Raw genomic sequence first — 13,399 nt, 5'->3', positions numbered from 1 at the left:
GTCTGAATCCGACCGACCCTGACTGGAGGGATAAAGCGTGAAATATTTACCTCTTATTGTCGTAACGGCGGCGCTCGCCGCCTGCGCCAATCAGCCAATGCCGAGCGGATCGCAGTCCGTCGGCACCAGCCAGCAACCGCCTGCGGCCGTTGCGCAATGCATCGCGCAAAAGTGGGCCGACAAATCGCAGCAAAAGGTCGTCTCGCAGTCCGTGCTCGCCAACGGCCAGGCTGTCGACGTCTACGTGCCGGGCCAGCAACCGCCCAACGGCGCCGCAGCAACCGTGCGCCCGGCGTGGAACGCCAGCGCGAAGACGTGGGTCGGCTTCCGCTCCGGCGGCGGCGCGGGCGGCGACGCCACTGGCGATATCAGCGCCTGCCTCTGACCGCCTGCTTCTGATCTCTAGCCAGGCGCGTCAGAATGCAAAAAGCCCCGCAAACATCTTGCGGGGCTTTTTTTGCGCGGGCGTCGCACGCCGGCGGGGATGACCGGCAGGCCGGTTACTGGCCGCCGTCGCCGTCGCCCGACTGACCCGCCGCTCCGAGTGAGCCATACATCTTGACCTTCGAGCGGTCGCGCAGCGCGTCGAGATACGCCTGCACCTGCGACTGGCCGTCCACCTGCGCGAGCTGCTGCTGCGCGGCGGCAAGGCGCGCGCCATCCGCGGCCGGGCCGTTGGTGACGCTGTTGACGCGATAGATCGCGTAGCCGTCGTTGCCGAGATCGACGCCCACGTAAGCGGGCAGCTTCTGCGCGTCGGCCTTGAACACCGCCGACAGCGCGCTGGGCGGCAAGCCCTGCGCGTCGTTGCGCGACACCTTGAGCGCCGACGAGAAGCCATCGGTCGACTTCGACTTTTGCAGTTCCGCGAGCTTCGCTTCGCCGTCCTTGCGCGCCATGTCGGCCGCTTGCTGCGCAACCACCTTCTGGCGCACGGCATCCTTGACCGCGGCGAACGCGGGCACGGCGGCCGGCTGATAGCTCGTGACGCGTGCGGAGATCAGCGTGCTGTTGCCCACGTCGATCGCCTGCGTGTTGTTGTGCTGGTTGACCGAGTCGCTGGCAAACACGGCGTCGAGGAACTTCTGGTTGTTCAGCGGGCTGTCCGCCGGCAGCGTCGCATTCGGCTTCGGCGTGACCGTGGCCGTCTGGATCGCGAGCTTGTACTTGTCGGCGGCCGGTTGCAGCGTCTTGGCCTGCTCGTAGACGCTCGATGTAAAGCCGTCGCTTGCGTCGGCCAGCAGCTTCGCGGCCTGCTGCGCCTTCACCTCGTTCGTGATCTGCGCCTTCACGTCGTCGAAAGGCTTCGTAACCGCCGGCTTCACGTCCGTCACCTTGACGACGTGATAACCGAAGTCCGACTGGATCACGCCGCTGATCTCGTCCTTCTTGAGCTTGAAGACCGCGTCGTCGAACGCCTGGCCGCCCGCGATCATGCCAGGGCCGAAGTAACCGAGGTCGCCGCCCTTCGAGGCCGAGCCCGGATCCTGCGATTCCTTCTGCGCGATCTGCGCAAATTGATCCGGATGCGCCTTCACTTCGGCGAGCACCGCGTCGGCCTTCTGCTTCGCGGCGTTGCGCACGTCGGCGCTCGCGTCCTTCGGCACGGTGATCAGGATGTGGCTCGCGCGCACTTCTTCCTGCGTGCGGTAGTGCGCGATATTGTCGTCGTAGTACTTCTTGAGATCGGCGTCGCTCGGCTGCACGCCGGCGGCCACGGTAGCGGCCGAGAGCACGAGATACTGGATCTGCGCCGTGGCGGGCGTGGCGAACGCGTTCTTGTTCGCGTCGTAGTACGCCTGGAGTTGCGCGTCGGTCGGCTGGACCTTTTGCGCGTAGTCGCTCACATGGAACGCGAGACCTTGCACGTCGCGCTGCTGCTCCGACAGCCCGGTGAGCTGCTGCGCGAGCGACTTCGGCGTGAATGCACTGCCGATGATCGACGCGGGCAACTGCTGCATGGCGAGGCTGTAGCGCACACGCTCGTCGTACTGCTCCGGCGTCATGCCCTGCATGGCGAGCAGTTGCTTGTACTGATCGAGATTGATCGTGCCGTCGGGATTCTTGAGCGACGAGATCACCGGGTCGGAGAGCAGCGCGCGGCGCACGGCGTCGTCCGATGCGGTGAGATGCAGACGCTGCGTTTCGTCCACGAGCACACGCTGCTGGATCAGGCCGTCGAGAATGTCCTTGCGATGCTGAGGCGTGTCGAACATGCTCGCGTCGAACTGCGCGCCCATGATCTGTCGAGCCTGATCCATCTGCTGACGTGCGGCGTTGTCGTACTCGACACGCGTGATCTTGTGCCCGTTGACGCTCGCGACATTCGCGCTTTCATCGAAGAAGCCGCGGAAACCTTGAATACCGACGAAGCCCAGCCCTGGCACGATGACCAGAAGCAGCATGAACATCATCAGGCGTTTGTGATTGCGGAAAAAGTCGAGCATGCGTGACCAGACGTTGAGGGCGCCAAAAAACGGAACGCCCGATATTACAACAGCGGCCAACAAAAAAGGCGAACCGGAGTTCGCCTTCTTGTCGAGATATCCTTGGCGGAGCGGACGGGACTCGAACCCGCGACCCCCGGCGTGACAGGCCGGTATTCTAACCAACTGAACTACCGCTCCGTGCGGTATTGCGCGAGACGCTGGAACCGAAGCTGTGGTGGGTGCTGAGAGGCTCGAACTCCCGACCTACGCCTTGTAAGGGCGCCGCTCTACCAACTGAGCTAAGCACCCAGCTTCATGCTTTCCTGCACTGCGACTTCTGCTGCGCTACCTCATCAGGTAGCGAGCCCGCTAGTTTAGCGCATCCTTCAGAGCTTTGCCAGGCCTAAATTTCGGAACCTTTGCCGCCTTGATCTTGATCGCATCTCCCGTGCGCGGATTGCGACCCGTGCGGGCCGTGCGCTTGCCGACGGCGAACGTGCCGAAGCCGACGAGCGTGACCGAGCCGCCCTTCTTCAACGTCCCTTTGACGCCGCCGATGACGGCGTCGAGTGCGCGTCCCGCTGCCGCTTTCGAAATATCGGCTTGTTGTGCGATGTGGTCGATCAATTCCGTTTTATTCATTCCAGCCCCCGAGAATGTGTTTGGGCAATCGTAAGAAAGAACATCAACTTATTGGAAAGACGGCCCCGGCAATGCGCCGGGCCCGCTCATTTAACGGGGCCGAAAGGCCCGTGTCAAGCGGGGTTGAGCCGGATGCAACGCGGCATTCGAGGAAGGCTTCGAACAGCGGGAAATGTCAGAAAACGCAGCGGCCGACGTTGCAGCGTCAACGATCGTGAAGGCGAAAAAAAAAGCCCGCGGACAATGCCGCGGGCTTTGTGCTTCGAGCGAGAAACCGTTTAGTGTTTGACCACTTCGGTTGCGCCGGCATCCTTCGTTTCGGCTACGGGCGCCTTGGCGTCCTCGGCCTTCACTTCCTCTTCCGGCAGCGGTTGCGGCACACGTTCGAGCGCGAGTTCCAGCACCTTGTCGATCCAGCGGACCGGCACGATTTCGATCGCGTTCTTCACGTTGTCCGGAATCTCGGTGAGATCCTTGACGTTCTCTTCCGGGATCAGCACGAGCTTGATGCCACCGCGATGCGCCGCGAGCAGCTTCTCCTTCAGCCCGCCGATCGGCAGCACTTCGCCGCGCAGCGTGATTTCACCCGTCATCGCGACATCGGCACGCACCGGAATGCCCGTGAGCACCGACACCAGCGCCGTCGTCATCGCCCCGCCCGCGGACGGACCGTCCTTCGGCGTCGCGCCTTCCGGCACGTGGATGTGGATGTCCTGCTTCTCGAACGCTTCGTCCTTGATGCCGAGACGACGCGAACGCGAACGCACCACCGAGCGAGCCGCTTCAACCGACTCCTTCATGACGTCGCCGAGCGAACCCGTGCGGATCACGTTGCCCTTGCCGGGCATGACCGCCGCTTCGATCGTCAGCAGATCGCCGCCGACTTCCGTCCATGCGAGGCCCGTGACCTGACCGATCTGGTTTTCCTTCGCGGCCAGACCGAAGTCGTACTTGCGCACGCCGAGGAAGGTGTCGAGATTGGCGCTGTCCACCGTGACGGCCTTGTCGGCCTTCTTCAGCAGCAGCATCTTCACGACCTTGCGGCAGATCTTCGACACTTCACGCTCGAGCGAACGCACGCCCGCTTCACGCGTGTAGTAGCGAATGATGTCGCGGATCGCGCCTTCGGTCACCTCGATCTCGCCCGGCTTCAGCCCGTTGTTCTTCTTCTGCTTCGGCAGGAGATAACGCTGGGCGATGCTGACCTTCTCGTCTTCCGTGTAGCCCGAGAGGCGGATGACTTCCATCCGGTCGAGCAGCGGCGGCGGGATGTTCAGCGAGTTCGACGTGGCGACGAACATCACATCGGAGAGATCGAAATCGACTTCGATGTAGTGGTCGGCGAACGTGTGGTTCTGTTCCGGGTCGAGCACTTCGAGCAGCGCCGACGACGGATCGCCGCGGAAATCCATGCCCATCTTGTCGACTTCGTCGAGCAGGAAGAGCGGATTGCGCACGCCGACCTTGGTCAGGCTTTGCAGAATCTTGCCCGGCATCGAACCGATGTACGTACGACGGTGGCCGCGGATCTCGGCTTCGTCACGCACGCCGCCCAGCGCCATGCGCACGAACTTGCGGTTCGTTGCGCGCGCAATCGACTGGCCAAGCGACGTCTTGCCGACGCCCGGAGGGCCAACCAGGCACAGGATCGGCGCCTTGACCTTGTCCACGCGCTGTTGCACTGCGAGATACTCGAGAATGCGTTCCTTCACTTTCTCGAGACCGAAGTGGTCTTCGTCGAGCACGGCTTCGGCGTTCGAGAGGTCGTTGTTGACCTTGCTCTTCTTGCGCCACGGCAGGCCGATCAGCGTGTCGATGTAGTTGCGCACGACGGTCGCTTCGGCCGACATCGGCGACATCAGCTTGAGCTTCTTGAGCTCAGCGTCGGCCTTCTTCTTGGCTTCCTTGGGCATGCGCGCAGCCGTGATGCGCTTCTCGAGTTCCTCGAGATCCGCACCCTCTTCGCCTTCGCCCAGTTCCTTCTGGATGGCCTTGACCTGCTCGTTCAGGTAGTACTCGCGCTGGCTCTTTTCCATCTGGCGCTTCACGCGCCCACGGATGCGCTTCTCCACCTGGAGAATGTCGATCTCGGCTTCGAGCTGGGCGAGCAGATGCTCCAGACGCTCCACGACCGGGAACATCTCGAGAATGTGCTGCTTCTGGTCGAGCTTGAGCGGCAGGTGCGCGGCGATGGTGTCAGCAAGACGACCGGCTTCGTCGATGCCCGACAGCGAGGTCAGGATCTCCGGCGGGATCTTCTTGTTGAGCTTCACGTACTGGTCGAACTGCGAGACGATCGCGCGGCGCAGCGCTTCGGTTTCGGCGCTGTCGGCGTGGTCCGGCTCGAGCGGCATCACTTCGCACGAGAACTGCGTTTCCTGCTCTTCGATGGAGAGCGTTTTCGCGCGCTGCAAGCCTTCCACGAGCACCTTTACGGTGCCGTCGGGCAGCTTGAGCATTTGCAGGATGTTGGCGATACACCCTACTTCATACATGTCTTTTTCGGTCGGCTCATCCTTGGCGGCGGTTTTCTGCGCGACGAGCATGATGTGCTTGCCGCCTTCCATTGCCGCTTCGAGGGCCTTGATCGATTTCGGTCGGCCCACGAAAAGGGGAATCACCATATGCGGGAAGACGACGACGTCTCGCAGCGGCAGCAGCGGGAGCGTGGTGCGTTCCGGCGGGAGGAGTTGGGTTCCTGACATTTCATTTCCCCATGAGTGGAATCAATTGTTCGGTAATTGAGGCCTGAGATACCGATTACAAGCCTCGCGCGTGTGGGAAAAGTTCAGTGACTCCAAAATAGTGCGCCATCGACCACAAGATAAACGAAAAAGCCGTTCATCCCATTGTATGAACGGCCTTTTTCCGGAACTCTTTAGCCGATCACCACCATCAGTTCGACCCAGCAACCTTCGGAGCGTCTTCGTAGATCAAGAGCGGCTTACCGTCGCCGTCGATCACGTTGTCGTCGATGATGACCTTGCTCACGCCCTTCATGGTCGGCAGCTCGTACATCACATCGAGCAGCGCCTGTTCCAGGATCGAGCGCAAGCCTCGCGCACCTGTCTTGCGGCGGATCGCCTTGCGGGCGACGGCCTGCAAGGCGGCCGGTCGGATTTCCAGCTCCACGCGCTCCATGTTGAAGAGCTTGTGATACTGCTTGACGAGCGCATTCTTCGGCTCGACCAGAATCTTCATGAGCGCGGCTTCGTCGAGCTTGCCGAGCGTGGCGACCACGGGCAGACGGCCGATCAGTTCGGGAATCAGGCCGAACTTGATCAGGTCTTCCGGTTCCGTTTCGCGCAGCACTTCGCCGGTGTCGCGTTCCTGCTTGCTCTTCACGCTCGCGCCGAAGCCGATGCCGGTCTTTTCCGTACGGTCGGTGATGACCTTTTCCAGACCGTCAAACGCGCCGCCGCAAATGAACAGGATATTGGTCGTGTCGACCTGGATGAAGTCCTGGTTCGGATGCTTGCGGCCGCCCTGCGGCGGAACCGAGGCCATCGTGCCCTCGACGAGCTTGAGCAGCGCCTGCTGCACGCCTTCGCCCGACACGTCGCGCGTGATCGACGGGTTGTCCGACTTGCGGCTGATCTTGTCGATCTCGTCGATGTAGACGATGCCGCGCTGGGCCTTGTCGACCTCGTAATTGCAGTTTTGCAGCAGCTTCTGAATGATGTTCTCGACGTCTTCGCCCACGTAACCGGCTTCGGTCAGCGTGGTGGCGTCGGCGATCACGAACGGCACGTTCAGAAGGCGCGCGAGCGTCTGCGCGAGCAGCGTCTTGCCCGAGCCCGTGGGCCCGATCAGGAGGATGTTGCTCTTGGAGAGTTCGACGTCGTCCTTCTTGTCGAGGTGCTTCAGACGCTTGTAGTGGTTGTACACCGCCACTGCGAGGATCTTCTTCGCGCGTTCCTGCCCGATCACGTACTGGTCGAGGATGTCGCGGATCTCCTGCGGGCTCGGCAGGTCCGAGCGCGACAGCGCCGCGTCGACGCCCGCACCTGCGGCTTCGTCGCGAATGATCTCGTTGCACAAGTCGATGCATTCATCGCAGATGAATACCGACGGACCAGCGATGAGCTTTTTCACCTCATGCTGGCTCTTGCCGCAGAACGAGCAATACAACAGCTTCTCGCTGTTAGAACCTTTCTTGTCCGCCATGGATAAATGAGCCTCCGGACACTATGTTACATGATACGCCGTTTCCCCCGGCCAGGCCGGAGGGTGCGTGAACCGCTTGCTGTGACGGCGTTGGGGGCCGCAGGCCGCGAAGCGCGTTTGCCGATTATTTCACAAGGTCTGCGCGGCGTCGGCTATCCCCTTTTGTACGGGGGCCGAGTTACGCGTCATCGCCCGATTTCGCGGGGTCCGACGCGCAAATGTCGCTCGCGCGATGTTACGGACGCTTGTGCAGCACCTGGTCGACGAGACCGTACGCCTGGGCGTCGTCGCCGGACATGAAATTGTCGCGATCCGTGTCGCGCGCGATGCGCTCGACCGGCTGACCCGTATGGTGCGCGAGCAACTGGTTCAGGCGCTCCTTCAGGTACAGGATTTCGCGCGCCTGGATTTCGATGTCCGACGCCTGGCCGCGCGCGCCGCCCAGCGGCTGGTGAATCATCACGCGCGAGTTCGGCAGCGCGAAACGCTTGCCCTTCGCGCCCGAAGCCAGCAGGAACGCCCCCATGCTGGCCGCGAGGCCCATGCATAGGGTCGAAACGTCAGGCTTGATGAACTGCATCGTGTCGTAAATCGCCATGCCGGCCGACACCGAGCCGCCCGGGCTGTTGATGTACAGGCTGATGTCCTTGTCCGGGTTTTCGCTTTCGAGGAACAGCAGCTGGGCGACCACGAGGTTCGCCGTCTGGTCGTTCACTTCGCCCACCAGGAACACCACGCGCTCCTTGAGCAGGCGCGAGTAGATGTCGTAGGAACGTTCGCCGCGGCCGCTCGTTTCGACGACGATCGGCACGAGGCCGAGCGCCTGCGGGTCGAAGTCCCGCGATGCGTGGGAGGTCAACGTATCCAGCGATTGAGCGCGAATGGTCATGCGGTGCATCCTTGTCTGGAAAAGTTCTTCTGATATACCCGTATGGAGACGGACCCCGGTCAAATCAACCACACGAACAACATGGCTAAAACCCGCGGATACAAAAACGGCGTGCTGGCCGTCGGTTGCTCCGACAGCCGGCACGCCGTAGCGGGCAGATTTAAGCCTGCGCCGTTGCGCTTGCCAGTTCTTCGAAGCTAACTTGCTTGTCCGTCACCTTGGCCTTGCCGATCACGAAGTCCACGACGTTCGATTCGACGACGTAGGCTTCCATTTCGGCCAGACGCTGCTGGTTGGAATAATACCAGCGCACGACCTCCTTCGGGTCTTCGTAGCTTTTCGCGAATTCGTCGACTTCGGCACGGATCTGCTCCGGCTTCGCCTCGAGGCTGTTGGCCTTCACGAGTTCGGCCAGCACGAGGCCCAGCTTCACGCGGCGCTCGGCTTGCTCCTTGAACATTTCGGCCGGGATCGGCGCGTCCTTGGCGTTGGGCACGCCGCGCTGCGCGAGGTCCGCACGCGCCATTTCGACGAGGCGTTCCTGATCCTGCTCGACGAGCGCGTTCGGCACGTCGAGTTCCGAGATCTTCAGCAGCGCGTCCATGACCTGGTTCTTGACGATGGCCTGCGTGCGGCGCTTCGCTTCGCGCTCGAGGTTGTCCTTGATTTCGGCGCGCATCTTCACGAGGTCGCCGTCGGCGATGCCGAGCGACTTGGCGAATTCAGCGTCGATTTCCGGCAGGTGCGGCCACTCGATCTGCTGCATCGTGATCGTGAACTTCGCGGTCTTGCCCGCGACGTCCTTGCCGTGATAGTCCTCGGGGAACGCGAGGTCGAATTCGCGCGACTCGCCCTTCTTCAAGCCAATGGCGGCCTTTTCGAATTCCGGCAGCATGCGGCCTTCGCCCAGCACGAATGCAAAGCCTTCGGCGGTGCCGCCCTGGAACGCGACGTCGTCGATCTTGCCGACGAAGTCGACCGTCACGCGGTCGCCTTCCTTCGCTGCGGTGTCGGCGCCGCCGTCACCGTGCTCGCCCGCGTCGCCGCGAGCGTGGAAGTGCACGCGCTGCTTGCGCAGGATGTCGAGCGTACGGTCGATTTCGGCTTCGGTGATGGTCGTGGTCGTGCGCTCGATTTCGGCCGTCGCGACGTCGCCGAGCTTCACTTCCGGGTAGACCTCGAAAGTCGCGTCGAACGCGTAGTCGCTTTCAGCGGCTTCCGCCTTCGGGGCGAAGCTCGGCTGACCGGCGACGCGCAGGTTCTCGGCGCGGCTGATGTCGAAGAATTCCTTGCCGACCTTGTCGCTCAGGACTTCGGCTTCGACCTGGCCCGAATACTGCTGCGTGACCATCTTGAGCGGCACCTTGCCCGGGCGGAAACCCGGCATGCGCACGTTCTTCGCGAGTTTACGGATGCGCGAATCGACTTCTTTCTGCACGGCATCCTTCGGCAGGGAAATCGTCACGCGGCGTTCGAGCTTGCCGAGGTTTTCAACAACGTTAGCCATGGCTTCAATCGTCCTAAAATTGTTCGAGCGAATCAGTAATCTGTGGTCTTTGCGTGCCGCAGCCCGTTGGGGCCTTTCCGCCGGGGGCATTCCGATGCGGCTTAACCGCAACGCCGGCGCCTCGGTGCGCCGCTCAACTGCGCCGGATCGGGCGGTTTGCGGTGCGGTTCCGTCAAAAGAGCCAAGTATTTTAGCAAACTATTTCGCGGACCCAAGGGAAATGCCATTCGGACGCCATGTGAGCGTGCCATTGGGCCGGTTTTTGGCCTGTTTTCGCCCGCTTTTTGCCCACTCCCAGCCCACTTCGAGCGCGCATCCGGACCTGTTCGATCGCGCATTGCGCCCCCGATGCGCGCTATCTCCGCCCGGGTATCCAGCGCACGCGGCAAGGCTGTTAAGCTTACGCTCGCGCCGGACGCCCCGCCGGCCGCAGCCGCTTCCAACACAATTCTTCCAGCAGAGACACCATGCCGAATTCGTCGACTGACGCCCCCGTTATCGTCATTGCTCCTGACTCTTTCAAAGGCTCGCTCAGCGCGGACGGGGTCGCCGCCGCGATCGCCGAGGGCATCCGCCGCGTGCGCGCCGACGCCGATATCCGCATCCGTCCGATGGCCGACGGCGGCGAAGGCACACTCGACGCCATGCTTTCGGTGGGCGGCGAGCGCCGCGTGATCACCGTGGAAGGCGCCGCCGGCCCGAAGCGCGACGCGACGGTCGGCCTGTTGCTCGACGGCAGTGCGATCGTCGAGACCGCCGAGATCGTCGGCATCACGGACCCGGTCGGCATGGGCGTGCCGGTGAGCGCGCGCAGCACGCGCGGCATGGGCGAAGCGATTCGCGTGCTGCTCGACGAAGGCGTACGGCGCTTTTACGTGGCGCTCGGCGGCAGCAGCACGAACGATGGCGGCGCGGGCCTGCTCGCGGGCCTCGGCCTCCAACTGTTCGACGCCGCCGGCAAGCCGCTCGAACCCACGCCCGAAGCGCTCGCGCAGGTGGCGCGCGTGGACGCCACGAAGCTCGATGCGCGGCTGCGCGAAGCCTCGTTCGTCGGCATGTCGGACGTCGACAATCCGCTGACCGGCGAGCATGGCGCGACCGCCGTGTTCGGCCCGCAAAAAGGCGTGACGCCGGAACAGGTCGCGCCGATCGACGCGGCGCTCGGCCGTTTCGCCGATCTGCTCGAAGCGGCGCTCGGCCGCCGCGTGCGCGACGAAGCCGGCTCCGGCGCGGCAGGCGGCCTGGGATTCGCGCTGCGCATGCTCGGCGCGAGCTTCGAACCCGGCGCGGAAGTCGTTGCGCGCACCATCGGTCTGGACGACGCGCTCCAGAACGCACATTGGCTCATCACCGGCGAAGGCCGCTCCGACGTGCAAACACTGCATGGCAAGGCGCCCTTCATCGCCTGTCGCCACGCCGTGGCCGCGGGCGTGCCCGCCACACTGCTTTCCGGCGCGGTGGACCCGGCCGCGCTGCCGCGCCTTGCGGAGCACTTCAGCGGCTGCTTCTCGCCGGCGCCCGGTCCCATCACGCTCGAAACGGCGATCCGCGACGCCGCGCGCCTGCTCGCCAACGAGGCCGAGCAGCTCACGCGCCTCAAATACGCTGCGCGCGCATCCATCTGAGCGCAGTCGCCGGGGCCCGTCGCGTATTCCGCAGTAAGCGATTAATAGATTCGTGCGCCGCGACGGGCGTACCGCACAAGGGTTTGGATGCGTTGACCCGCGCGCCAGATGGGGCAACAATCACGTAAACGCGACACGATCGCGCCCTTCCCAAGCGACCAGACCAGGACTCCCATGAAGGCAAGCAAAGCCGGACTCGAACAATTCCTCACCTATCGGCTGCATGTCCTGAACAAGCTCTCCGAACGGGGCGCCAGCGAACGCTATCAGGCGAAGCTCGGCATCACGCTTCCGGAAGCTCGGCTCATTGCAGCTGTGGGGGCGTTCGGCCCGTTTTCAGTGATGGAGCTTGCGCGCCACGCGAATCTCGACAAGAGCCAGGCGAGCCGCGCAGCCGAGGCGCTGATGCGCCGCGGCCTCATGCGCCGCGACACGAGCGAGGAAGACGGCCGCCTCGTACTCGTTTCGCTCACACCCGATGGCCGTGCGCTCTACCGCAAGGTCATGCCCGTCGCGCGCAAGTGGAATGTCGACCTCTTCGCGAGCCTCGACGACAAGGAACGCGAGACGCTCGCCCGCGCACTCGACAAGGTGATCGAAGCGATGCAGGCCGAGCTGTGACCCGGCAGAGGCGATAAACGAAACAGATGGCGGCCCGCAACGGGCTGCCATGGCACGGATGAGCCGGGCAAACAAAAAGGCCATGTACCTTGGGGTACATGGCCTTTTTTCGATGGTGCGTGAGGCCGGACTCGAACCGGCACACCCTTGCGGGCGTCAGGACCTAAACCTGGTGCGTCTACCAATTTCGCCACTCACGCGAATTCTTTGCGCTTGCTTCTTCTTGTTCTTTGCGCCCGGCGGGACCGCTGCGAATAACGCGTGCGATACAACCCTCTGCAACATGCCGACCGATCGAGTCCTCGTGAGACATCGGGCCGGCGCCACGCGCCTCGCCCGCAATCCGGCTCGCTTTCTGTCTTCTTTCGGCCCGCGCTCGCCGGGCTGCCCTGCATCTCATTATGAGCCGCATGATGGGCCGTGATGAACCGGCTACGCGCCTGCACCTCGAAAGCGCAAGCGCGAGATTCTAACCGATAGACCGGCGCTTGTCTGCATCCCGAAAACACGCCGCGCCGATGCGTGCGCCCGCCCGCCTGCCTGCACTGCCAGCCGCGCCGGGTCGGCCGAAACACGCCCCGGTGCTAGAATCGCGGCTCTGCCGTCGCGGCGGGCTCTGGCCGCCGCGCGAGCCGCATCGCCCCACACCCGCCAAACGCCGTGAACTTCGACGACTACTGCCTGCAAAAGGCGGCCCCCCCCGGATCGAGCACCTACTATGCGCTGCGTCAGGCCCGCGCCGCGCGCCAGCCGCTACTCACCGCCCTCTTTGCGCTGCGCCGAGAACTCGAGGAAACCGCGAAAGAGACGAGCGACCCCACCGTAGGCCGCACGAAGCTCGCCTGGTGGCAAAAGGAGCTGGCCGCGCTGGCCTCGGGCAATCCGTCCCACCCGGTCACGCAAGCGCTCGCGCAGCATCTCGACGATGTGAGCGCCGCTTATCCCGGCTTGCAGGCGCTGCTCGCCGGCTTCGAGATGGATTTCGAGCAGGCGCGCTATCTCGATCTGCCCAACCTGCGCCGCTACATGGACGGCGTGGGCGGCACGTTCGCGACGCTCGTCGCGCAGCTCAGCGCGCGCACCGACGAGGCGCGCCGCGACGCCGCGCGCTGGGCCGCGCCGCTCGGCAACGCGCTGATGCTCGCGCAGTTCGTGCCGGAGATCGGCAACGACGCGCGCCACGGCCGCATCTACGTCCCCATCGACGAGCTTCAGCGCTACAACGTGACCGCCGCCGATCTGATCAATCGCCGCTACAGCGCGGAATTCACGGAGCTCATGCAGTTCCAGACCTCGCGCGCGCGCGAATCGGTGCACGCCGCGCTCGCGGCGGTTCCCGCCGACACGCGGCGCGACCAGGGCACCTTGCGCGCGCTCGCGGCGCTCGAACTCGCGCTACTCGACGAAGTCGAGCGCGAAGGCCACCAGGTGCTGCATCAACAGATCGTGCTCACGCCCATCCGCAAGCTGTGGATCGCGTGGCGCGCCGCGCGGCGCGGTTGAATCCCGCGGTTGAATC

The 13,399-nt window shown here is 63.7% G+C and carries 10 protein-coding genes and 3 tRNA genes; 4 read left to right on the top strand and 9 right to left on the bottom strand.

From position 1 onward, the window contains the following. The first annotated feature begins 37 nt into the window (after positions 1–37). Positions 38–385 carry a hypothetical protein gene (locus C7402_RS37155; RefSeq protein WP_112176358.1) on the top strand — a complete coding sequence of 116 codons (348 nt, stop codon included), beginning with the start codon at positions 38–40 and terminating at the stop codon, positions 383–385. A 115-nt stretch (positions 386–500) separates the two neighbouring features. On the opposite strand, the gene C7402_RS37150 is transcribed toward C7402_RS37155, so the two are convergent. From C7402_RS37150 to tig, 8 genes are all read right to left on the bottom strand, one after another. Then, positions 501–2,447 (bottom strand): SurA N-terminal domain-containing protein, encoded by a 1,947-nt coding sequence (locus C7402_RS37150; RefSeq protein ID WP_116614108.1) that lies wholly within the window; start codon positions 2,445–2,447, stop codon positions 501–503. Positions 2,448–2,550: 103 nt separating this feature from the next. Beyond that, positions 2,551–2,627 (bottom strand) — tRNA-Asp (locus C7402_RS37145). Positions 2,628–2,662: 35 nt separating this feature from the next. Further along, positions 2,663–2,738: transfer RNA gene (locus tag C7402_RS37140), tRNA-Val, on the bottom strand. A 60-nt stretch (positions 2,739–2,798) separates the two neighbouring features. Further along, positions 2,799–3,071: an HU family DNA-binding protein gene (locus C7402_RS37135; RefSeq protein ID WP_027796408.1), complete on the bottom strand. Its 273-nt coding sequence runs from the start codon at positions 3,069–3,071 to the stop codon at positions 2,799–2,801. A gap of 278 nt (positions 3,072–3,349) precedes the next feature. Next, on the bottom strand, positions 3,350–5,776 hold the full coding sequence (gene lon, locus C7402_RS37130) for an endopeptidase La (protein WP_112176362.1): 2,427 nt from the start codon (positions 5,774–5,776) through the stop codon (positions 3,350–3,352). A gap of 190 nt (positions 5,777–5,966) precedes the next feature. Beyond that, positions 5,967–7,238, bottom strand: a complete 1,272-nt coding sequence (clpX, locus tag C7402_RS37125; protein WP_112176364.1) for an ATP-dependent Clp protease ATP-binding subunit ClpX — start codon at positions 7,236–7,238, stop codon at positions 5,967–5,969. A 235-nt stretch (positions 7,239–7,473) separates the two neighbouring features. Further along, positions 7,474–8,127, bottom strand: coding sequence for an ATP-dependent Clp endopeptidase proteolytic subunit ClpP (clpP, locus tag C7402_RS37120; protein ID WP_028213090.1), 654 nt, complete (start codon positions 8,125–8,127; stop codon positions 7,474–7,476). Positions 8,128–8,287: 160 nt separating this feature from the next. Further along, positions 8,288–9,634, bottom strand: a complete 1,347-nt coding sequence (gene tig, locus C7402_RS37115; RefSeq protein ID WP_116614107.1) for a trigger factor — start codon at positions 9,632–9,634, stop codon at positions 8,288–8,290. A 467-nt stretch (positions 9,635–10,101) separates the two neighbouring features. On the opposite strand from tig, the gene C7402_RS37110 reads away from it, so the two are divergent. Both C7402_RS37110 and C7402_RS37105 read left to right on the top strand, forming a co-directional pair. Next, on the top strand, positions 10,102–11,259 hold the full coding sequence (locus tag C7402_RS37110; RefSeq protein WP_116614106.1) for a glycerate kinase: 1,158 nt from the start codon (positions 10,102–10,104) through the stop codon (positions 11,257–11,259). 174 nt (positions 11,260–11,433) lie between these two features. Then, positions 11,434–11,880, top strand: coding sequence for a MarR family winged helix-turn-helix transcriptional regulator (locus C7402_RS37105; RefSeq protein ID WP_112176370.1), 447 nt, complete (start codon positions 11,434–11,436; stop codon positions 11,878–11,880). A 113-nt stretch (positions 11,881–11,993) separates the two neighbouring features. On the opposite strand, the gene C7402_RS37100 is transcribed toward C7402_RS37105, so the two are convergent. Then, positions 11,994–12,080, bottom strand: a tRNA-Leu gene (locus tag C7402_RS37100). 460 nt (positions 12,081–12,540) lie between these two features. Between C7402_RS37100 and C7402_RS37095 the strand changes: the two genes are divergently transcribed. Next, positions 12,541–13,383: a squalene/phytoene synthase family protein gene (locus C7402_RS37095; RefSeq protein WP_112176372.1), complete on the top strand. Its 843-nt coding sequence runs from the start codon at positions 12,541–12,543 to the stop codon at positions 13,381–13,383. The last annotated feature ends 16 nt before the right edge of the window (positions 13,384–13,399 follow it).

Origin of the sequence: Paraburkholderia unamae (assembly GCF_003096875.1) — a bacterium.
Classification (GTDB): Bacteria; Pseudomonadota; Gammaproteobacteria; order Burkholderiales; family Burkholderiaceae; genus Paraburkholderia; species Paraburkholderia unamae.
Note: the sequence above shows the minus strand (reverse complement) of the source record. Positions and strands in the feature narration are given on the sequence as shown.